Here is a 23,331-nt window from a genome sequence, read left to right as displayed (position 1 = left end):
AGGGTAAAGCATGTGCTTTTTTAGCTATTGATTTTTATAAATACACAGATAATAGACCCTAGAATTAATCTAACCTGTTTAGAATTAGGATACATATGGATAGCCAGTCAGTGGGTAACAAAGGCGAATCAATATTGAATAAGTTACCATTTATCAATCAATTAAAACAAAATCGAAAAATGCTGCTCCTTATTGTAGGAGTGATCGTAATTGCTATAAGTAGTATCACCTATTTATGGCTTAAGAGTGATGCTTACGGTGTGCTATTTAGTAATTTGAATGATAAAGATGGCGGTGAAATCATTAGCCAACTTGATAAGATGAATATTCCATATAAGTTTTCATCATCCGGTACAACGATCTTAATTCCCGAAAATAAAATTTATGATACTCGCCTACGAATTGCTCAACAAGGTTTACCTAAAGGCGGAGCTATCGGTTTTGAACTGCTTGATAAAGAAAGTTTTGGAATGAGCCAGTTCAATGAACAAATCAATTATCAACGAGCATTAGAAGGCGAATTATCCAGAACAATTTCAATCATTAGTAGTGTTGATGATGCCAGAGTGCATTTGGCTATGCCAAAACCCTCTTTATTTGTTAGAGAAAGAAAATTCCCTTCTGCATCAGTCGCATTAACTTTATTACCGGGTCGCTCGCTATCTCAAGGTCAAATTGACGCTATTATCCACTTAATTTCAAGTAGTGTGCCGGAATTACAAGCGGATAAAGTCACTATCATCGATCAAAACGGTAATTTATTGACTGGAGAAAAATACCGCGATACTAACGTTAATGTTGCCCAATTAGAATATAGTGAACGAATCGAAAATTTGGTGCGTGAACGCGTAGAAAAAATCATTATACCGATTTTAGGTAAACAAAATGTTAAAGTTCAAGTTAATGCTGACATTGACTTTAGCCGTCAGGAATCAACATCCGAAATCTATGATCCTAATAGCGATGTTAACAATCAAACCATTCGCAGTAAGCAGCAAGTTGAAAACCGTCAATTAGCATCAAGCAATGTTATTGGTGGTGTACCAGGGGCTTTATCTAACCAACCAGTACCAACACCAAGTGCACCAATTGATGGAGAGAATGAAGCAAAAGATAAAGACGACAAGCAAAAAATGTATCATTTACAATCCAATAATACGTTGAACTTTGAAGTTAATCGTCAAATTATTCATAGCAAAATTCCTGAAGGTCGTATCAAGCGCTTATCTGTCGCGGTTCTAGTTAATTACAAATTTGCGACAATCAATGAAGTTGCATCGTCAAATGAAGAAAATCAAAAAAATGAAGCGGTCGAAAAATGGGTAAAACTCGATAAAGAAGAGCTTACTCATATTGAGGCGCTAGCACGTCAAGCTATGGGATTTTCAGACTTGCGTGGTGATTCATTAACGGTGGCAAATTTGAAATTTACAGATCAAATAGATGATGAAAATGACGCCATCACCTTTTTACAAAAACATGAAGTTTACGACATGCTGAAAACGGCAATTAAATATCTAATTTATATCTTAATAATATGGTATGCATGGCGAAAAGTACTGCGTTCGGTATGGATTAAGATTCAAAGACAATACCTCAATACGGATAAATCTGACGGCACGATGGGCGCTGAAGATAAGCTTGATTATAAAGCACACAGTAAACTGCAACAGAAAATTTTTGAAGATAATATGCAACAACAGCAATACATCCGAAAAATTGTCGAAAAAGATCCTCGTGTAATGGCTCTCATTATTCGTGGTTGGATGAACAAGAAGGACACCGAGTAATGAATTTAAGTGAATCTCAAAAAGCAGCGACAATTTTAATGATTTTAGGTGAAGAATTAGCTGCAAAAGTAATGCAATTTTTAGACCATAAAGAGGTACAACAAATTAGTAGTGCCATGATGGGATTGCCACAATTAACACAAGAACAACTCAAAAATATTCTTAATGAGTGTCAAACCACACTTGATGATTGTGCCGTATTAAATACCGATACTAATGGCTATCTACGAAAAGTTCTCGAAAAATCAATTGGTAGTGATAAAGCCAGCCGTCTACTTGATGAACTATTAGATACCGATATTGAAGATACTACCGATGGCTTAAAAATGCTTAACTTTGTTGATGCGGCCAGAGCTGTTGATTTGGTTAAGAAAGAGCATCCACAAATTATCGCCACAATTTTAGTTCACTTAAATCGTGACTTAGCTGCTGAGATATTAAATCTATTTGATGATGATCTGCGTAATGATGTAATGCTACGTATTGCAACCTTCGGTGGAGTAGAGCCTTCAGCGTTAGAGGTATTATCAACATCGTTATCAACTTTACTACATGGACAAAATATTAAGCTTAATAATATGGGGGGTATCCGCACCGCAGCAGAAATCATCAACCTGATGAAATCACAACAAGAAGAATTGGTTATCAATGCATTACGTGATTATGACAATGAGTTAGCTCAAAAAATCATTGATGAAATGTTCTTATTCGAAAATCTGGTTGATGTGGATGATAGAAGTATCCAACGTCTACTCAAAGATGTGGATAATGAAACCTTAATTATTGCCCTGAAAGGTGCGACAGAACCATTACGGGAAAAATTATTATCGAATATGTCGCAACGTGCTGCATCTATATTACGTGAAGATTTAGAAAACAGACCACCAGTGCGCTTGTCACAAGTTGAAACCGAACAGAAGAAAATTTTGGTTATTGCTCGTCGTTTAGCTGAAACCGGTGAGATGATCTTAAGTAGCGGTGATGATGAATATGTATAATCAAGCTAATACCTTAACTTGGAAACCATTACACTTTCAAGATTTAGCAGAATCATCACCACTCATTCCTGAAACCGATGAGCAAGAAGAGTGTGAACCAGAACTTGAAATAGTCGATGAGGCCGATACCAATTTTATTGATATTAATAGCCCTGAAATAACGCTAGAACTTGAAAATATCAAACAACAAGCACGAGAAGAAGCCTATCAAGAAGGTTTTAATCTAGGTAAAGAAGAAGGTTTCAATATTGGTAAACAAACAGGGTATGAGGAAGGGTTAACAATAGGCCAACAAGAAGGCCTGGAGAAAATAGAACAACAGATAAACGAAGAAAAATTAAATACTGTTGAATCCATCAAAAATCTAGCAATTCATTTTCAGCAGTCAATTAATCAAATTGATGAAAAAATTGTACCAAAGCTATTTGATCTCGCTTTACTTGCCGCTGAAAAAACTGTTGGTTCGTTATCCAAAGTAAAACAAAAACAATTAATGCATTCGATCAAGTCATTAATTGAACAAAATACAATTGCACCGATTGTGGTTCGAATCAATCCGAATGATTTTTTATGGCTAGAGCCACAACTAGATGATCAACTAAAAAATGAATGGCAATTTATTGCCGATGCAAATATAGAATTAGGTGGCTGCAAAATATTTACTGAAACAAATGAGATCGACGCAAGTATAACCAATCACTGGCAAATTATTTCTGACACAGTGCATGGAGATGAGCGTTAAGGTGAGCTTTTGTACGCAATGGGCAACTAAAATTGATAGTGCTAAACAGAAATTAGAGTCTGCATCTTTAATTCGTCAATATGGTCGATTGGTTAAAGCGTCTGGTCTTGTTCTAGAAGCTATTGGTTTAAAACTACCATTAGGATCCAACTGTTTTGTTGAACGACAATTAGATGGCAAAATCCAAGCGGTTGAGTGTGAAGTAATTGGTTTTAAAGGAAAAACACTATACCTCATGCCGTTTGAATCAACAGACGGTATATTACTCGATGCAAGAGTTTATACATCACAATATGATTTAACACATTTTAGCCACAAAGTTTTACCAATTGGTATGGGGTTATTAGGCCGAGTTGTCGATGCAATGGGAAAACCTCTCGATGGCAAACCATTACCTGAAGATATCGAATATGAAGGATTAATTAATAAAACACTAAATCCGCTAACCCGAACACCAATTCATCAAGTTCTCGATGTTGGCATTCGTGCAATCAATGCATTATTAACCGTTGGTCAAGGTCAGCGAATGGGGCTTTTTGCAGGTTCAGGCGTTGGTAAAAGTGTTTTACTTGGCATGATGGCAAGATACACCAAAGCCGATATTATTGTGGTTGGTTTAATCGGTGAGCGAGGTCGAGAAGTAAAAGATTTTATTGAAAATATTTTAGGTGAAGAGGGCTTAGCTCGATCTGTTGTTGTTGCCGCGCCTGCTGATGTATCGCCATTATTACGTCTACAAGGTGCAGCCTACGCGACTAAAATTGCTGAAAAATTTCGTGACCAAGGATTTAATGTATTACTCATTATGGATTCATTAACACGCTACGCCATGGCACAACGTGAAATAGCCTTAGCCATCGGTGAACCACCAGCGACTAAAGGATATCCTCCTTCAGTATTTGCAAAATTACCAGCATTAGTTGAAAGAGCCGGTAATGACGCTGAAGGCAAAGGCGCTATTACCGCTTTTTATACCGTGCTAACCGAAGGTGATGACCAGCAAGATCCTATCGCTGACTCAGCTAGAGCAATTCTCGACGGACATATTGTTTTATCCCGTTCTCTTGCCGAATCAGGTCATTATCCAGCTATTGATATTGAAGCATCAATAAGTCGCGTGATGACAGAACTAACCAAAGACGAAAAAAAATCACGGTTATTTAAGCAATTATTTTCAAGTTTCCAACGTAATCGTGACTTAATTAATGTTGGCGCTTATGTAGCAGGAACCGATCCTTTATTAGATAAGGCAATAACGCTTTTTCCTGCTATGCAACAATTTTTACAACAAGGAATTTATGAACATTGTAGTTATCAAGACGCTTATCAACAGTTAGCAAGAATTGTTGATTCAAACTTAGGAAAGAACAATGGCCAATCAATATAATGGTAAATTTGCCTTTTTAACATTAAAAAAGTTAGCTGAAAAATCAGTCGACGACAAATTGATTAAATTAAAAAATGCGCATGATAATAAGCGTAATGCTCAATCACAACTAAATGTATTGAATGATTACTATAATGAGTACCAACAGCGCTTAAATAAAGCGTTATCAGTTGGCATTACAGGATCAGAACTGAACAATTTTAATGCTTTTATTACTGCTATTGAGCAAGGGATCACACAACAAAAAAAGTTATTGTTAACTTTAGAAATTAAACAAAAACAGATTACCAATGAGCTAAATCAATCACAAAAAAGTCTCAATACTTACACCACATTATTGGATAAACAAGATAAAAAACGACTGCTACAGCAAAGCCGTTTACAACAAAAATTAACCGATGAATTTGCACAGCAGCAGTTAGCAAGGAGAATGTTGAATGAATATTAATCAATTTAGTGATATCCCATTAATATCACCTATAGAATTGAATGAAGTATCAATTATTGAAGACGATTTTTTTCAGCTTTTATTACAGTTTAATGAAAAACAAGAGTTAGGCGAAAATAATAGCCTAGCCAAAGCTAATATTTTCGAGAACAAACTCGATCATCAATTAGATGATCAAGAAGAGGAAGATAGTGATGAATTATTCACACTATTTCCACTAACTTTGCAAGTCGAAGAACAGCCTATAATTAATAATGAGCATAATTATACTGAACAGCCAGCAATACGTGAATTAAAAATTAATACTACAGCTAATGATATACTTTTAAAGTCACCAATTTCTGATGATATCAATGTAGATGAAAAAGCAGCAGAAATACTCACTATTATTAATAGTAGTGAACAAGTGATCATTAAAGCAAATGAACAAACAAGCTTGCTAACGAATGATGAACATTATATATCAACCAATATAAATTCAGTTAAAACCTCAAATCAACCATTACCAACTCTTACTAATACTCAAAATAATAATATCGATTTACCTATCACCAATTTTGATATTAACCACTTTGAACAAGAACCTACATTACTAGTCCATAGCCCAAATCAATTAACCACATCAACACCATTAATTGAAAGTCAAAAAACGTTAAATATAAATTTACCTATGCCAATGGATATTACTGAATGGCAAAAAACATTAAACGAAAAAATTAGTCTCGTTTGTCGTCAAGGTATCCAAAATGCGGAAATCAAATTACATCCTGAAGAATTGGGTTCGCTGCATATTAAATTGGCAATAGTTGATGACAAAATGAACCTTCACATGGCTGTTGCACATAATATGGTTAAAAGCGTGTTAGAATCAGCTTTACCGCAATTAAGAACTTCATTGGAAGAACAAGGTATTATGTTAGAGCAGACCGATATTAGTGATTTTTCAATGATGAATGACTCCTCATCACCTTATAAACAAGAGTTTGAAATAGAGCAATTAATGGACGATAAAAATCAAACACTTCATGAACTTGATCATCCATCAAACATTGTTCAATCAGGATTAAGTATTTTTGCCTAAATAATAGTATTTGAAACAGTACTATGTTTTGATAGCTAGAGATTAAAAAGGTTGAATAGGTCATATTTTTACTGCCTATTCTTCCAATTAATTCTCAAAGCATGATTTATTATTTTGGTAATTTTTGGCTATTTAAATAGACATTTCATTAATTTTCATTGAGACAATAATAAATATGCAAACTACCAAGAAAAAAATAAGTATTTTAAATCTAGTACTTATTTTAATTACCCTTTTAGCAACAGGTTTTGCTGCTTATTTATGGTTACAAGATTCTCCTAAAACGACGCCCCATGTAGAACCAGAAGTGTTATCACCGGTTTTTTTAACATTAAAACCTTTCACAATTTCACTTCCACCATCTAAAGAAAATTTAGAAATCAATAAAATTCTATACGTTGGTATGGTGTTACGCGTCGCTGATGAAGAACAAAAAACCGTTTTATTAGATTATCTTCCTGAAGTAAGAAGTGACGTACTTTTGTTAACTTCAAAACAGTACGTTAATAATTTAAAGAAAGAGTCAGGCAAACTTGAATTACAAGAGCAGATAAAAATGGCATTATCTCGCCAATATGATGCAAAACACTCAGTAAAAATTGATGAAGTTCTATTTACTGATTTCATTGTAAGGTAATTATCATGTCTGATAAGCTTCAACCTAATACCGATAAAAGTGAATCTTTGCATTCACAAAATAATTCAGCCAGCATAAAAAATGATGCTGAGCAAAATTATCATTTACAACAAAGTAAACGGACTGAAGTTAAGCCTTATGATATATCAGTTAAACATAGCTTTATCCCTGAAAGACTAACCGCGTTAGAGATTATTAATGAACGCTTTGCACGTCAATTTAGAATTGGATTATTTAATTTATTACGCCGAAATACTGATGTTATAACCTCACCCATTGAACCCAAAACGTTTAAAGAGTTTTCACATGTTTCAGCAACCAATCATTTAAATTTAGTTCATCTTAACCCTTTGCGGGGAAGTTGCTTATTTTCATTTTCACCTGAATTAGTATTTATTGTTGTTGATACTCTTTTTGGTGGGGATGGCCATATTACTAATGTTGATACTGAAGGACGAGAGTTTACTCATACTGAGCAAGAGATTATTCGACGAGTATTAAGTCTTGCTTTAACAACTTATCAAAGCTCCTGGATTGATGTATACAATATTGAAACCGAATACATCCGCTCTGAAGTAGAAAGCAAATTTACCAACATTACCAGCTCGCCTGACGATGTTGTGTTAACTTCATCATTTTTAGTCGAAATTGGTAATTTTAAAGGAACATTTTGCATATGTATTCCTTATGCAATGGTTGAACCAATTAAAGAGCTATTAATTAAACCACCGATAGAAAACCAAACTCACCAAGATGATAACGTGTGGATGAGCTCACTGACGAGTGGTATTAAACAATCAACCGTTGAGTTAGTCGCAAACTTTACAAACATTCAAACAACTGTTGCCAAATTATTAGCATTAAAAGTCAGTGATATTTTGGATATCGAAAAACCAACAAGCCTTGATGTCACCATTGGCGGTGTACCAGTATTAAAAGGTCATTATGGTAGCGTAAATAAACAGTATGCAATCCAAGTAGATCAGATAAGCAATCCAGTTTTAGAACAATTGAATGAAGGAGTGTTCAATGAGTGATATACCAAGTGATGATAGCCAACTAAATATTAGTGATGAATCAGTAATGAAAGAAGCTATTTTCGAAACCCTTTCACCACAACCAACAGACGTAAAAAAGCAAGATATTAACCTTATCCTAGATATTCCAGTTAATCTAAGCGTAGAACTTGGTCGAACCAAAATGGCCATTAAAGATCTTTTAAATTTAACTCAGGGTTCAGTTATAGCCTTAGACGGTTTAGCTGGTGAACCTTTAGACATCCTTATTAATGGCTATTTAATTGCGCAAGGTGAAATCGTTGTAGTTGGCGATAATTATGGAGTACGAATTACCGATATTATTACTCCATCAGAACGTGTTCGTAGATTAAGCCGTTAAAAATGAGATAACCATGACCCAAACTTTATCCGCCATTCCTGTAGAATCAAGCCTATTTAGCCAGATCGGCATGGCATTTTTTTGTGTAATTGCTGTTATCTTATTTTTAGCATGGATAATAAAACGAATTGGTTGGAAAAAGTCTACGAAACAATTCATTGATATTAAAGCAACTTATAATATAAGTGCTAAAGAGCGAATTCTTCTGGTTTATGTTGATCATCAATTACTGGTAGTTGGTGTTACTGCACAACAAATGACATTACTGCATACCATAAATGAACAACGCACTGAAATGTTATTAGCTGAGCCCGCTGAGGTTGAGCAATTGTCAAAAAGTAACCTGTTTAATCAGATATTACAATCTGTGTTAGACAAGAGGTAAGATAGTGCGGTTAATACATATTATTTTGCTAAACGTACTGTTTTTTAGTCAATGTAGTTTTGCTCAATTATCACCATTAACAATTGTTTCTCAAACACCATATCAAGAAGGACAAAGTTGGTCTTTACCTGTTGAAACCTTAGTCTTTTTAACTTTACTCACTTTTATCCCTATTATTCTACTACTAATGACGAGTTTTACTCGGATCATTATTGTATTAGGATTATTGCGAAGTGCACTTGGCACACAATCTGCACCACCTAATCAAGTGATAATAGGCATTGCGTTATTTATGACATTTTTTATCATGTCACCAACACTCGATAAAATATATCAAGAGGCGTATGTGCCTTATTCGAAACAACAAATCACCATGCAAGAAGGGTTAAATGAAGCAACAAAACCGCTTCGTGAATTTATGCTCTCTCAGACTCGTGAAAGCGATTTAGGGTTATTTGTAAATATGTCTCATACGAATGAAATTCAAACTCGTGAAGATATCCCACTACGAATTTTGGTGCCGGCTTTTATCGTTAGTGAACTCAAAACCGCTTTTCAAATTGGCTTTACACTGTTTATTCCTTTCTTAGTAATTGATTTAGTTGTCGCCAGTACCTTAATGGCGTTAGGGATGATGATGGTCCCACCCGCAACGGTATCTCTACCATTTAAAATTATGTTGTTTGTATTAGCTGATGGCTGGCACTTACTATTAGGTTCGTTAGCACAAAGTTTTTTTAGTTAAAGTAAAGGAATATAATGCCATCTGAATATATTAGCCATTTCGCCATACAAGCCATCAAGGTTGCAGCATCGCTTGCTGGTCCTTTATTAATAGCGGCACTGGTCACAGGATTAATCATCAGTTTACTACAAGCAGCTACCCAAATTAATGAGATGACGTTATCTTTCATCCCAAAAATTTTGGCTGTTATTCTAGTATTAATTATTTTAGGTCCATCAATGCTAACCACAATGATCGACTATATTCGCCTTGTCATCACTAGCATTCCCAACCTAACAAGTTAACCTTAATGGATTTAGCTATTGTCGATCTATTGAATATTGATTTTTTTGCTTGGGTTCAATCAAGTTTTCTCCCTTTTGTTCGTATTTTAGCTTTAATTATGGTCGCACCAATCACTGGCGAAAAAGAAGTACCAAACCGTGTAAAAATAGGTTTAGCAATACTTATTGTCATTGTGTTACCTTTACCAAAGTTAGACGACAACCTTACCCTTTATTCATTAATGGGCATCTGGATTATTGCTCAGCAAATCATGATTGGCATCCTAATTGGTTTTGCAATACAACTTACCTTTATGACGGTTAGATTTTCGGGGGAGTTAATTAGTATGCAAATGGGATTAGGAATGGCCACTTTTTATGATCCTATCAGCGGTCCATCAACCTCGGTATTATCACGTTTAATTAATATTATTGCTATGTTGATATTTCTTAGCTTAGATGGTCATTTATGGTTACTTTACGGATTAGCTAACAGTTTTGATATCATTCCTATTACGGTCTATCCTTTAAAACAAAACGGCTATTTAGCCTTAATCGAAATAACGGGTCTATTATTTAATAACGGTATTATGTTGGCATTACCATTAATGACATTATTACTTATTATTAATCTGTCATTGGGCTTATTAAATAGATTTACACCACAACTATCAATTTTTGTGGTCGGCTACCCGCTTACATTATTATGTGGGCTAACGATGTTATCGTATCTATTTTCTGCTTTACCATTGTTTGTCGAATCAATTTTAGAACAGATCTTTTTAACAATTTCTCGAATCTTAATCTATCTTGCTGATGTATCTACTTAGTAAAAAAAGTTGAGGAACGGGGTTTTTGAACGCCTAAATTAGAGATAATTAACGCTTGATAAAATCAAATTTTGCTTAAAATAAAAAACCGCTGCGTAAACAAAAGTCACACAGCGGTTATTAAGAAAAAATTAATTAAATAATTTATGGAATTGTAAACATATCCAATCCCAAATGCCGCCGAAGAATCCAGTTTCCTCAATATTTTCAAGCGCAACTAAAGATTGTTCATTGATAACTTTATCATCCAATAAAAATTGAATTTTACCAACCGAGGTTCCTTTGGTTATTGGTGCATAAATATAATCATCAATGGTATATTGCACTTTAACATCTGCTGAACGACCTTTCGGCACTGTGATATAAGCGCCATTGATCGCACCTAATTTAACTTTATTTTCATCACCATACCAAATTGACTCAATCGCGAGTGGATCATTGGGTTTTACTGGATTTGCCGTTTCAAAGAATCTGAATCCCCACGTAAGTAATTTTTTACTTTCTTCTTCACGACCTTTAAATGTTCGACCACCCAATACCGCTGAAATTAAACGTGTATTACCATCAACAGCAGAAGCAACAAGGTTATAACCGGCTGCGTTAGTATGTCCAGTTTTAATGCCATCTACATTTAATGTAGTATCCCAAAGTAATCCATTACGATTCATTTGAGGTTTAGAAAGATTGTAGGTAAATTCTTTTTCTTTATAAATTGCATATTCTTTTGGTAAGTCACGAATTAAAGCCTGACCTAACAACGCCATATCTTTAGCTGTGGTATATTGACCCGGTGCATCAAGCCCGTGCACAGTTTCAAAATGAGTGTGTTGTAATCCAATTTTTTTCGCATATTCATTCATCAAATTAACGAAAGCACCTTGGCTACCTGCAACATGTTCAGCCATAGCAATACATGCGTCGTTACCCGATTGAATAATGATACCTTTATTTAAATCAGAAACCGAAACAGTCTTACCGACTTCTAAAAACATTAATGATGAGCCTTTTAATACTGGGTTACCTGTTGCCCAGGCATCTTTACTCACTAATACCATATCATCATTTTTAATTCGGCCTGATTCTAAGGCTTGACCAACAACATAACTTGTCATCATTTTAGTTAAACTTGCTGGATCACGTTGTTGTTCCGCATTATATTGCGCTAAAATTTCGCCAGATTTTGCATCCATTAAGATATACGCTTCAGCATCTAGTTGTGGAATAGCCGGTATAGGAAAAGCCATTTCCGCAGAAGCAGAAGAACATATTGCGAGCACTAATAATCCAAAAGATAATTTAAATTTCTTTTTCATTTATAAAAATTCCGTTAAATGTTTTTAGATAACATATATCGATGAGTGTGAATAGACATCATAATGCCAAAACTTGCCATTAAAACGACTAATGATGAGCCACCATAACTTATTAGTGGTAATGGTACACCAACTACTGGCAATATTCCACTGACCATACCGATATTAATAAATACATAGACAAAAAAGACCAAAATTAAACCACCAGAAAGGATTCGGCCAAAAGTCGTTTGTGCTTGAGAAGCAATAATCAAACCTCTAATTATTAAGCATAAGAATAAGACCAGCAAAATAATCGAGCCAATAAAGCCAAACTCTTCTGCGATGACTGAAAAAATGAAATCAGTATGGCGTTCAGGTAAAAATTCTAACTGTGACTGGGTACCTTCTAGCCAGCCTTTGCCCCATATTCCACCTGATCCAATTGCTGTTTTAGATTGAAGAATATGATAGCCAGTACCATTAGGGTCACGTTCAGGATTAATTAGCGTTAATACTCGTTCACGTTGATAATCATGCATTAAGTAGAACCACATAATCGGTACAAAGATAGCCAACAATATCAAAGCAACAAGAATAAATCGCCAATTAATACCAGCCAAAAAGATAATAAAAATACCAGACATGACAATTAAAATAGCAGTTCCCAAATCGGGTTGCATTGCCACTAATAGTGTTGGCACACCGATAATAGCTAATGTTTGTAAGGTGGTTTTTAGCGGTGGAGGGCAACCATCACGATGAATAAATTTAGCTACCATTAAAGGAACAGCAATTTTAGCAATTTCTGAGGGTTGAAAACGAATAACTCCTAAGTCTAACCAGCGTTGAGCGCCTTTACTGGTGTAGCCAAAAATATCAACCAATAGTAATATAAAAATACAGGCAATATAAAGATAAGGTGCCCACTGTTCATAACTTCTTGGTGAAAACTGTGCAAAGACAATCATCACAAAAAAACCAAGTAATATTTGGATCACTCTTTTTTGCATCATATCTATATCTTGGCCGCTAGCACTCCATAGAATATAAAGGCTATAACCAAGTAGTAAAGAGATAAATAAGCAAAAAAGCGGATCGATATGTATCTTTTGCCAAAAAGATTTCTTAATATTATTCATCATTAATCTTCATGTCCTGTATTAGGTGATTCATCGTTTAATTCCGTTGAGTTATCACCTTCAAGATAATAATCTAGTATCTTACGTGCGACTGCACCACCGTTGGAGCTTCCTCCTCCACCATTTTCCAGAACAATCGCTAAGGCTATTTTCGGTTTATCGTAAGGTGCGTAAGCAATAAATAAAGCATGATCGCGTAAATGTTCAGGTATTCTATGTGCGTTATAGGTTTCGTTTTCTTTTAAACCATAAACTTGAGCAGTACCTGATTTACCCGCGGCTTGATATTTAGCGCCTGCATAAACTTTACGCGCGGTGCCTCGAGCACCAAACATTACTCGGTGCATACCTTCTTTTGCTAATGCCCAATAGGTTGGATTAACATCAACAAGACTGTTTTTTTCAATATATTTTGATGGATCAATCAGTGGTTGATTTTGATTGGTATTGATAATGTCGCTCTTTTTATATAATAAAAAGTGTGGTGTATAGGTTTTACCATTATTAATTAGTGTAGTTAATGCTTTAGCCATTTGCATTGGCGTTGCTGTCCAATAACCTTGACCTATACCGACAGGAATAGTGTCTCCTTGTAACCAAGATTTTTTATGGCGTTTTAATTTCCATTCACGACTTGGCATGACAGCTCGTGTCTCTTCACTAGGCGAGATATCAATGCCTGTTCGCTGGCCATAACCAAACTTAGTCATCCATAAATTTAGGCGATCTATCCCCATGTCATATGCAACTTGGTAAAAATAGGTATCTACTGATTCTTCTATCGCTCGTAATACATCGACATGACCATGCCCCCATTTTAACCAGTCTCGATAACGTCTTTCAGTACCCGGTAATTGCCACCAACCCGGATCGTTAACCACACTTTTTGGTGAAACAACGCCTTCACTTAATGCTGCTATCGAAATAAATGGTTTAACAGTTGAAGCTGGGGGATAAGCACCGAGCAATGCACGGTTAAATAGTGGTTTACTTGGATCATTAAGTAACTCACTATATTTCTTACTTGAAATACCACCTACAAAGTCGTTTGAATCATAACTTGGGCTTGATACCATTGCTAATATTTCACCATTATTTGGATTAATAGCAACAACCGATGCTTTACGGCCAGCAAGCAGTGATTCAATATAGAGTTGTAATTTGAGATTAATGGATAAATAGATATCTTCACCCGCTTGTGGTGGATGTTGTTCAAGTAAGCGAACAATACGGCCTCGGCTATTGACTTCAACCTTTTCGTTACCCGCCGTGCCATGTAAAACATCTTCGTAATATCGTTCAATCCCCATTTTTCCAATATTAAAGGTAGCCACATAATTGCTAGCTTTATTTTCTTCTTCTAGACGTTGCTTATCTTGACTGTTTATTTTAGATATATAACCAAGAATATGGGTAAGTGAAGCACCGTATGGATAATATCGATGTTGAATTTTTACAATTGATACAAAAGGAAATCGATGCTGATCAACAATAAACCGAGCAATTTGTTTTTCGGTTAAGTTTTCTTTAAGTGGTACAGGACGATGAGATCGATAATTTCGTCGCTCCTTTTGGAAGTTTTCAATATCTTCATCAGTTAAATCAACAATCTTTTTTAATTGTTCAAATTGCTCATTAAGGTTTTTAGTTTTGTCAGGAACAATATTAAGTTGATAGGTAATATTATTTATCGCTAATGGCGTGCCATTACGATCATAAATCATACCGCGACTTGGAGGAATAGGGATAATTTCAATACGATTATTGTTCGATTTGGTGCTGTAATAACTAAAATTCGATATTTGCAAATCAGCTAAATTGGCTAATAATACAAAAATTAGTAGTATAATTACGACAAATGCAAACAGTGCTCTACGCAAAAATAAGTTTGTTTCTGCGGAGTGATCGCGAATATAGCCTTTTTTTGTTTTACCTGAAATAGAGATAATCTAACTCCTCTAAATTCTGTTTATAGATGTTCTTTTTGTTCCCATTTTTCATAAGCATTAACAATTCTTGCTACCACAGGATGGCGAACTACATCTTCACTCTTGAAAAAATTAAAACTAATATCTTCAACTTCATTTAATACTTCTATTGCGTGACGTAACCCAGATTTTTGATGACGAGGTAAATCTATTTGGGTTATATCACCCGTTATTACCGCTTTAGAATTAAAACCAATGCGCGTTAAAAACATTTTCATTTGTTCTATCGTTGTGTTTTGGCTTTCATCAAGAATAATAAATGCATCATTGAGTGTACGCCCACGCATATAAGCTAACGGTGCAACTTCAATCACACTTTTTTCAATTAGTTTTTCGACTTTTTCAAAACCAAGCATTTCAAATAAAGCATCGTAAAGCGGACGCAAATAAGGATCGACTTTTTGGCTTAAATCACCTGGTAAAAAACCCAATTTTTCACCGGCTTCAACTGCAGGGCGTGTTAATACAATTCGTCTAACTTGTTGTTTTTCAAGTGCATCAACTGCGGCAGCTACAGCTAAATAGGTTTTACCTGTACCAGCAGGACCGATACCAAAAGATATATCATAATCTAATACATGAGCAATATATTGTGCTTGATTAGGCGTGCGGGGTTTTATTACTCCTCGCTTGGTCTTTATCATCACTTGTTTGCTACCATGCAGATCAACATAACTAGGTGCGTGTTCATTAGCTTTTTCTAACGCACCTGATTCTTTAATAGCTAAATGTATCTGCTCTGGTTCTATATCGACAATACTGTCTTTTACTTTAGTTTGTTTATACAGCGATTGTAAAATCTCAGTTGCCGCTTTTGCACAAATTATATCGCCAGTAATAGCAAATTGATTACCCCGATGGTTTATTTCTAATCCTAATCGTCGTTCAAGTTGTTTGATATTGTCATCATAAGGACCACAAAGACTATTAAGCCGCTGATTATCTGCTGGTTCAAGCATTGTTTCATATGTCGTAATATTCAAAGATATGTCCCCAAATCGTTTATTTTAAACACGTTCTTTTGAGCCAAAATTTATCAACATGTTATATATTATTATTTCAATCATTATTTAATTATGGTTGATAGATAGCCACACCTAAATCGTTTTCTTTACGGGTACGAGAGATGACCGATATTGGTGATTCGCTCACACGTAAATTCATCTGATCCTCTGTTCTTACTACTTTACCACGCAATGAGTTAGGATAAACATCGGTAATTTCAACATCAACAAATTTACCAATCATATCCGGACTACCTTCAAAATTAACAATACGATTATTTTCTGTTCGTCCAGTTAATTCCATAAGATCCTTTTTAGAAGGGCCTTCAACTAAAATACGTTGCACAGTATTTAACATGCGACGACTAAATTGCATTGCTTGTTGATTGATTCGTTCTTGGAGAATATAGAGCCTTTGTTTTTTCTCTTCTTCAGAAACGTTATCTTCCATTTCAGCAGCAGGTGTACCTGGTCGTGCTGAATAGACAAAGCTATAACTTAAATCAAAATTAACATCAGCAATGAGTTTCATGGTTTGTTCAAAATCTTCTTGGGTTTCACCAGGGAATCCAACAATAAAGTCTGAACTAATTTGAATGTCAGGACGAACTTTGCGTAATTTGCGAATGATTGATTTATATTCAATTGCTGTATGAGTGCGTTTCATTAAATTTAACACTCGGTCAGAACCACTTTGTACCGGCAAATGTAAAAAGTTAACCAGTTCTGGCGTATCACGATATACATCGATGATATCATCAGTAAATTCAATTGGATGGCTAGTTGTAAAGCGAATGCGATCAATACCATCAATAGCAGCAACTAAGCGTAGTAGTTCAGCGAAAGAACAAATATCACCATCGAAAGTTGGCCCTCGATAAGCATTTACATTTTGACCCAGTAAGTTAACTTCGCGTACACCTTGTTCAGCAAGTTGAGCTATTTCATAAATTACATCATCACAAGGTCGGCTCACCTCTTCACCACGGGTGTAAGGTACCACACAATAAGTACAGTATTTATTACATCCTTCCATAATTGAAACAAAAGCTGTTGGACCTTCACTGCGAGGTTCGGGTAAACGGTCAAATTTTTCAATTTCAGGAAAACTAACATCAACCACATGATGACCATTACCACTACGAATTTGTTCAATCATCTCGGGTAAACGATGAAAAGTTTGTGGTCCAAAAATAATATCAACAAAAGGAGCACGCTTACGGATATGTGCACCTTCTTGTGATGCTACGCAACCACCTACACCAATGATGATATCAGGGTTATGTTGTTTTAAATTTTTCCAACGGCCTAGTTGATGAAAGACTTTTTCTTGGGCTTTTTCTCTAATAGAGCAAGTATTTAATAGTAAAATATCTGCTTCTTCGGCATTTTCTGTTAAAGTTAAACCATGGGTGGATTCAAGGAGATCTGCCATTTTTGTTGAATCATATTCATTCATTTGGCAACCCCAAGTTTTGATATGTAATTTTTTGCTCATCAATAACTCAGCTATATTTAATTGTTAAAATGAAAACGGGTTTAAATCCGTGATTTTAGCGTGCCATATTGTAATCCTTTGTGATTGTAGGGTCTATAATAAATATAAAAAACTATATTTATATGCTTTATTTAGAAAATAATGTCTAATTAGTAATTAATCTATCGAAAAAACAACTGATTATGATAATCATTCTTTTTAATATCGTTTTATTTTATGCTATTATTCTTGGCCTATTAATATTACTAATATAAAAGTGTCTAGGTATGTCGAAAACTTTTAGTCCAACAAAGCGCTTTTTGATCAAAGGCATTATTGCTACTTGTCTATTATCTGTTACACGAGTTGGCTTTGCTGCGGCAATGGCTCAAGTTGTGGCTGTGCGTGTTTGGCCTTCATCAACCTATACACGAATAACGTTAGAATCAAACGTTAAGCTTAATTATAAAAGCGCACAATTATATAACCCTGATCGTATGGTGATTGATATTGATAATCTCAATTTAAATCCAATATTAAAAGCCGTTTCGACAAAAGTTTTAAGTCGTGATCCTTTTATTAAATCTATACGTGCATTACAGTTAGATCCTAAAACTGTACGTATTATGATCGAATTAAAACAGGGTATTGATCCTAATACGTTTACATTACCACCAATTGCTGAATTTAAACATCGATTAGTCGTTGATCTTTATCCGTCTAAACCGGCTACAGCTAATGATGATCCTTTACTTGCTCTTTTAGAAGAGTATCAAAAAGGGGATCTAAATAAAAAACAAGCGCAAATAAAATCGCCAACGAATAAAAATAAAAACTCGCCTATTATTGTTATGCTCGATCCTGGTCATGGTGGTGAGGATCCTGGTGCGATTGGCTACAAAAGAACACGAGAAAAAGACATTGTTTTGCAAATTGCCAGACGAACATATAGTTTGCTAAAAAAAGAACCAAATATAAAAGTTTATATGACTCGTAATGAAGATGTTTTTATTCCATTAAAAGTTCGAGTAGCGAAAGCGAGATCTTTACATGCGGATCTATTTGTCTCTATCCATGCTGATGCTTTTGCGAGTCGATCTGTTAGAGGGTCATCTGTATTTGCTTTATCAACACGTGGAGCTAGTAGTTCTGCTGCAAGTTATTTAGCCCAAACTCAAAATGATGCAGACCAAATAGGTGGTGTTAGCCGAAGTGGTGATAAATATTTAGATAACACTATTTTAGATTTAGTGCAAAAAACAACCCTTTCTAATGGTGTATTATTAGGAAGTGCTATTTTAAATCGAATGAAAAATGTGAATAAATTACATAAACCATCGATAGAAAAAGCAGGTTTTGCAGTGTTAAAAGCACCAGATATTCCATCAGTTTTAGTTGAAACAGCCTTTATTAGTAATATAGCTGAAGAGCAAAAACTTAAAACAGCAGCCTTCCAAAATCAAGTTTCTAAAGCCATAGTTGATGGTATTAAGGATTATTTGAAAAGACGTAAAAATTGATCTAAAAAGTGATTAGATCAATTTGTTTTTTATTCAATGATCATTAATCGTCTTTCAGCATTCAATTCAGGTATGGTAAGTTTTATATCTTGTTTAAGCGTAAATCCTTCAGGGATCGGATCAAGATCACTGCCTTTTAACGCATAAAATAATCCTTGTTCATTAGGAAGATGTTTACACCAGGTTAACATATCTTGTAAAGAAGCAAATGCTCGGCTTATTACCCCATCAAATTTTTTTTGATTATATTCTTCAATACGGCTTTGAATTGGTTGAATATTTGCTAGCTTTAATTCAAATTGAACTTGCTTTAAAAAACGAACCCTCTTACCTAAACTGTCAACGAGATCAAATTGTTTGTCTGGATTGATAATTGCTAAAGGAATCCCTGGTAATCCAGGGCCTGTACCTACATCAATAAACGTGCTACCAACTAAATAAGGTGAAACAACTAAGCTATCCATAATATGTTTTATTAACATTTCATTAGGATCACGTACCGCTGTTAGGTTGTAAGCTTTATTCCATTTATTAAGCATTTCAACGTAATTGATCAGTTGATCAATTTGCTGACAATTGATTGAAAGATCCGTTTGATCAATAAGATTAATGAGTTTCTTTTTTAACATAGTTCTTCTTTTTTAAATAAACTAATAACATTGAAATTGCAGCTGGTGTAATACCTGAAATACGTGAAGCTTGACCAATTGAAACCGGCTTATGTTGTTTTAATTTAGCAACAACTTCGTTAGATAACCCTGATATTTCAGCATAATCTATATGCTCAGGTATAAGAGTTTCCTCATTTCGTTTTTGTCTTTCTATTTCTTCAATTTGTAGTTTTATATAGCCGTCATACTTAACTTGAATTTCAACTTGTTCTGCTGCTTGATCATCACTTAGCCCTGGTGCAAATAAAGACAGGGATTGTAGAGTTTTGTAGCTCATTTCAGGGCGTTTAAGCAGCTCTTCTCCATTGGCTTCTTTGGTAAGGTTAGCGCTTAATACCGCATTAACTTCATCAATTGTTTCAATGTGAGGATGAACCCAAATGTCACGAAGACGTGCTCTTTCTTGCTCAATAGCTTCAAATTTTTCGTTAAAACGTTGCCAACGGTAATCATCAACCATTCCAAGTTGTCGTCCAATTTCTGTTAAACGAATATCTGCATTATCTTCACGTAACATTAAGCGATATTCAGCTCGTGAAGTAAACATACGATAAGGTTCATTAGTACCTAAAGTACAAAGATCATCAACCAAAACCCCTAAATAAGCTTGATCACGCGTTGGATACCATTGATCTTGATCATAAACAAAACGAGCTGCATTTAATCCTGCCAGCATACCTTGAGCAGCGGCTTCTTCATAACCTGTAGTACCATTGATCTGTCCTGCTAAAAACAAGCCTTTGATCACTTTACTTTCAAGAGTTGGTTTGAGATCACGAGGATCAAAGTAATCATATTCAATCGCATAACCTGGTCTGACTATATTGGCATTTTCCAGTCCTTTCATACTGCGAACAAAAGCTAATTGTGTGTCAAAAGGTAAACTTGTTGATATTCCATTTGGATAAATTTCATTGCTGTCTAAACCTTCCGGTTCTAAATAGATCTGGTGCGAATTACGATCAGCAAAACGCATTATTTTATCTTCGATTGATGGACAATATCGTGGACCTACACCTTCAATAACACCTGTATACATAGGGCTACGATCTAAGCTGTTTCGAATAATATCATGTGTGGTTTCATTAGTACTTGTTATATAACAAGGAATCTGTCTAGGATGCTGTTTAGCATCACCTAAAAATGAAAATACAGGCACAGGATCATCACCGTATTGTGTACCTAATTTAGAAAAATCTATGGTTCTTGCATCGATACGAGGTGGCGTTCCTGTTTTTAAACGACCCATTCTAAATGGGTATTGATGCAGCGATTTGGAAAGACCTATCGAAGCAGGATCACCCGTTCTACCGCCACTATAATTATCAAGTCCTATATGGATTTTGCCATCTAAGAAAGTGCCAGTAGTTAATACAACAGATCTTGCTTTAAATGAAACACCCATTTGTGTAACCACCCCCGTGATCTGATCGTTTTCAATGATCACGTCTTCAACTGATTGTTGAAATAACATTAAGTTTTCTTGGTTTTCAAGGGTTGTTCGTATTACTTTACGATACAAAGATCGATCCGCTTGAGCTCGTGTTGCTCTTACAGCAGGACCTTTGCTGCTGTTTAAGATCCTAAATTGGATCCCAGAAAGATCAATAGCATGTGCCATTAATCCACCCATTGCATCAATTTCTTTTACCAAATGTCCCTTACCAATACCACCAATAGCAGGATTACATGACATTTGTCCTAACGTATTGATATTATGGGTTAAAAGTAATGTTTTTCGGCCCATTCTTGCTGATGCCATTGCTGCTTCTGTTCCGGCATGGCCACCACCAACGACGATGACATCAAAAAGATCTGGATAAAACATATAAAGCCTCGTTTTTTATTTTACAGATAGATGATCATTATTTTGATCAGGTGATTTGGTTTTATTTAGCGTAAGGAATTTTACTCATCTTTTTTATTACGTCAAATGATCTATTTTGATCATCATTTAAATTAAATAAGATCTTTTTGTGATCTTTTTTATTTTTACTATTATTAGTTTGGATCATTTTTGTTGATAACTCTTTTTTATGATTATTTTATAGGATCTTAATGATCGTCTAATGCTGTTAATTGATCGGATCTTTTTTTAGTTAATCCTGTTTATAATTCTTATTTTTATCCACAACCTTTTTTGCTTTTAAGGTTATTAATATGATTATAACAGCTTATATAGTGGGTTTATCACAGAGTTATCCACAAAAAATAAATTTGTTTGCTTAAATTTTATCTTTTATTGTCTATAATTTAATCTTAATTATTTAGATCATTCTGGTTAAAAAAGTTATACATCTTAAATATTATGATCAATAAAAAGGTAATTATGAGTTTTAATGATCATTATAAAGTTCGAAATATGATCTTTGATCATACTTAGCGACATTAATATTATTAATTTAAATTTTAAAAATACCTAAGAATAGGGTAATTAATTATCATTTTATTATTTTTTTTCAAATACCTAAAAAAGATATTTTTCTAAAAGATATTGGTGTTTTTAGTAGAAAGCTAATGTTTAAAAGTAGGATTATAGGTGTTTGTTTCTTTTAATTCGGAAGTGCTGTGAGGTGGCAGTATCATCATCACTTAAAATAATAGTACTTATTAAAAGCTATTTAGGAAAAAGTTAAAATGTTTTTTTAAGTATTAGATAATAATAATATGGATTAATTTCTATATCTAAATGAATTTTTAATTCTGTTATTATTTAGTTTTTTAGAATTGATATATTAATTTTTGATAGTTACTTTCGTTAACTTATTTGTTTGCTGTAAAAGTGATTGATTTTTGTAAAAGCAAATTTATACTTAGTAAGATTATATTTTTATTGTGAGGTTATTTTATTACTCTTTCACAGTTGCCTTTACCTTTTATATTACCTAATAACGAAACATTTGATAGTTTTTATGTAGGTAATAATCAATTATTGTTTGAATCTTTGCAAACCTTACTTGATAAGGAAGGCTTCAACGTCTTTTATATATGGTCAGCAAGTGCCGCTGGTCGTACTCATCTATTACATGCTTCATGTCAAAATAAGTTAGCAAGCTATATTCCTTTAAAACAGCATGTTCTACTTGTACCTGAGATTTTACAAGGTTTAGATAATTATGATTTGGTTTGTTTAGATGATATTGATGCTATAGCAGGTCATCGTGATTGGGAAGAAGCAATATTTGATCTTTTTAATCGTTTAACCGAAAAAAACGTTAGTAAATTATTGATAACTGCCAGTGCCCCTCCAAAACAAGTTCCTTTTATACTACCTGATTTGGTATCAAGGTTAACGTGGGGGCAAGTTTATCAGTTAAAAGAGTTAAGTGATGAGGATAAACTAAAAGCTTTACAACTTAGGGCTAAGCTAAGTGGATTTGAGCTATCAACGGAAGTTGGATTATTTTTGTTAAAACGTGTTAATCGCGATATGCGAACTTTATTTTCTTTAATGGAAGAGTTTGAAGTAGCTACGTTAGCTCAACAACGCAAATTAACCATTCCTTTTATTAAACATATTTTGGATTTATGAA

General features: G+C 34.5%; 22 protein-coding genes. 15 read left to right on the top strand and 7 right to left on the bottom strand.

The window, feature by feature from the left end:
• Positions 1-95: 95 nt before the first annotated feature.
• The 13 genes from fliF (at position 96) to fliR (ending at position 10,704) form a co-directional block, all read left to right on the top strand.
• The gene (gene fliF / locus J3U00_RS08805; RefSeq protein ID WP_267332178.1) at positions 96-1,790 is read left to right on the top strand and encodes a flagellar basal-body MS-ring/collar protein FliF; all 1,695 of its coding nucleotides are present in this window, start codon (positions 96-98) and stop codon (positions 1,788-1,790) included.
• On the top strand, positions 1,790-2,788 hold the full coding sequence (fliG, locus tag J3U00_RS08800) for a flagellar motor switch protein FliG (RefSeq protein WP_065561866.1): 999 nt from the start codon (positions 1,790-1,792) through the stop codon (positions 2,786-2,788). Before fliF ends, fliG begins: the two co-directional genes overlap by 1 nt.
• Positions 2,775-3,530, top strand: a complete 756-nt coding sequence (locus J3U00_RS08795) for a FliH/SctL family protein (RefSeq protein WP_267332177.1) — start codon at positions 2,775-2,777, stop codon at positions 3,528-3,530. Before fliG ends, J3U00_RS08795 begins: the two co-directional genes overlap by 14 nt.
• The gene (gene fliI, locus J3U00_RS08790) at positions 3,520-4,917 is read left to right on the top strand and encodes a flagellar protein export ATPase FliI (RefSeq protein ID WP_267332176.1); all 1,398 of its coding nucleotides are present in this window, start codon (positions 3,520-3,522) and stop codon (positions 4,915-4,917) included. Before J3U00_RS08795 ends, fliI begins: the two co-directional genes overlap by 11 nt.
• Entirely contained in the window at positions 4,901-5,365 is a 465-nt protein-coding gene (gene fliJ, locus J3U00_RS08785; RefSeq protein ID WP_220225476.1) for a flagellar export protein FliJ, read from the top strand. The genes fliI and fliJ overlap by 17 nt, the downstream gene beginning before the upstream one ends.
• Positions 5,355-6,446: a flagellar hook-length control protein FliK gene (locus J3U00_RS08780; RefSeq protein ID WP_267332175.1), complete on the top strand. Its 1,092-nt coding sequence runs from the start codon at positions 5,355-5,357 to the stop codon at positions 6,444-6,446. Before fliJ ends, J3U00_RS08780 begins: the two co-directional genes overlap by 11 nt.
• Positions 6,447-6,621: 175 nt before the next feature.
• A complete protein-coding gene (locus tag J3U00_RS08775; RefSeq protein ID WP_065561871.1) occupies positions 6,622-7,083 on the top strand; it encodes a flagellar basal body-associated FliL family protein in 462 nt (153 codons plus the stop codon).
• A 5-nt stretch (positions 7,084-7,088) separates the two neighbouring features.
• Positions 7,089-8,120, top strand: a complete 1,032-nt coding sequence (gene fliM, locus J3U00_RS08770) for a flagellar motor switch protein FliM (protein WP_267332174.1) — start codon at positions 7,089-7,091, stop codon at positions 8,118-8,120.
• 46 nt (positions 8,121-8,166) lie between these two features.
• The gene (gene fliN / locus J3U00_RS08765) at positions 8,167-8,481 is read left to right on the top strand and encodes a flagellar motor switch protein FliN (RefSeq protein WP_370632649.1); all 315 of its coding nucleotides are present in this window, start codon (positions 8,167-8,169) and stop codon (positions 8,479-8,481) included.
• Between the two features lie 13 nt (positions 8,482-8,494).
• Positions 8,495-8,866 carry a flagellar biosynthetic protein FliO gene (fliO, locus tag J3U00_RS08760; protein WP_267332173.1) on the top strand — a complete coding sequence of 124 codons (372 nt, stop codon included), beginning with the start codon at positions 8,495-8,497 and terminating at the stop codon, positions 8,864-8,866.
• Between the two features lies 1 nt (position 8,867).
• Positions 8,868-9,611: a flagellar type III secretion system pore protein FliP gene (gene fliP, locus J3U00_RS08755; protein WP_267332238.1), complete on the top strand. Its 744-nt coding sequence runs from the start codon at positions 8,868-8,870 to the stop codon at positions 9,609-9,611.
• 14 nt (positions 9,612-9,625) lie between these two features.
• The gene (fliQ, locus tag J3U00_RS08750; protein WP_065561876.1) at positions 9,626-9,895 is read left to right on the top strand and encodes a flagellar biosynthesis protein FliQ; all 270 of its coding nucleotides are present in this window, start codon (positions 9,626-9,628) and stop codon (positions 9,893-9,895) included.
• 5 nt (positions 9,896-9,900) lie between these two features.
• Positions 9,901-10,704, top strand: a complete 804-nt coding sequence (gene fliR, locus J3U00_RS08745; protein WP_267332172.1) for a flagellar biosynthetic protein FliR — start codon at positions 9,901-9,903, stop codon at positions 10,702-10,704.
• A gap of 131 nt (positions 10,705-10,835) precedes the next feature.
• Here fliR and J3U00_RS08740 read toward each other — a convergent pair whose 3' ends face one another.
• From J3U00_RS08740 to miaB, 5 genes are all read right to left on the bottom strand, one after another.
• Positions 10,836-12,017 (bottom strand): serine hydrolase, encoded by a 1,182-nt coding sequence (locus tag J3U00_RS08740; protein ID WP_065561878.1) that lies wholly within the window; start codon positions 12,015-12,017, stop codon positions 10,836-10,838.
• A gap of 14 nt (positions 12,018-12,031) precedes the next feature.
• Positions 12,032-13,138: a peptidoglycan glycosyltransferase MrdB gene (gene mrdB, locus J3U00_RS08735; RefSeq protein WP_267332171.1), complete on the bottom strand. Its 1,107-nt coding sequence runs from the start codon at positions 13,136-13,138 to the stop codon at positions 12,032-12,034.
• 2 nt (positions 13,139-13,140) lie between these two features.
• Entirely contained in the window at positions 13,141-15,078 is a 1,938-nt protein-coding gene (mrdA, locus tag J3U00_RS08730) for a penicillin-binding protein 2 (protein WP_370632650.1), read from the bottom strand.
• Between the two features lie 29 nt (positions 15,079-15,107).
• Positions 15,108-16,109 (bottom strand): PhoH family protein, encoded by a 1,002-nt coding sequence (locus J3U00_RS08725; protein ID WP_065561881.1) that lies wholly within the window; start codon positions 16,107-16,109, stop codon positions 15,108-15,110.
• Positions 16,110-16,200: 91 nt separating this feature from the next.
• Entirely contained in the window at positions 16,201-17,628 is a 1,428-nt protein-coding gene (gene miaB / locus J3U00_RS08720; RefSeq protein ID WP_220225482.1) for a tRNA (N6-isopentenyl adenosine(37)-C2)-methylthiotransferase MiaB, read from the bottom strand.
• Between the two features lie 266 nt (positions 17,629-17,894).
• Here miaB and J3U00_RS08715 point away from each other — a divergent pair, with 266 nt between their 5' ends.
• Positions 17,895-19,127, top strand: a complete 1,233-nt coding sequence (locus tag J3U00_RS08715; protein WP_267330855.1) for an N-acetylmuramoyl-L-alanine amidase — start codon at positions 17,895-17,897, stop codon at positions 19,125-19,127.
• Positions 19,128-19,156: 29 nt separating this feature from the next.
• On the opposite strand, the gene rsmG is transcribed toward J3U00_RS08715, so the two are convergent.
• Positions 19,157-19,756: a 16S rRNA (guanine(527)-N(7))-methyltransferase RsmG gene (rsmG, locus tag J3U00_RS08710; protein WP_267332170.1), complete on the bottom strand. Its 600-nt coding sequence runs from the start codon at positions 19,754-19,756 to the stop codon at positions 19,157-19,159.
• A complete protein-coding gene (gene mnmG, locus J3U00_RS08705) occupies positions 19,734-21,626 on the bottom strand; it encodes a tRNA uridine-5-carboxymethylaminomethyl(34) synthesis enzyme MnmG (protein WP_065561885.1) in 1,893 nt (630 codons plus the stop codon). The genes rsmG and mnmG overlap by 23 nt, the downstream gene beginning before the upstream one ends.
• A 1,020-nt stretch (positions 21,627-22,646) precedes the next feature.
• Here mnmG and hda point away from each other — a divergent pair.
• On the top strand, positions 22,647-23,330 hold the full coding sequence (hda, locus tag J3U00_RS08700) for a DnaA inactivator Hda (RefSeq protein ID WP_065561886.1): 684 nt from the start codon (positions 22,647-22,649) through the stop codon (positions 23,328-23,330).
• The last annotated feature ends 1 nt before the right edge of the window (position 23,331 follow it).

Origin of the sequence: Gilliamella sp. B3127, assembly GCF_026536935.1 — a bacterium.
Taxonomy (GTDB): Bacteria; Pseudomonadota; Gammaproteobacteria; order Enterobacterales; family Orbaceae; genus Gilliamella; species Gilliamella apicola_E.
This window is presented reverse-complemented; position numbering and strand designations above follow the sequence as displayed.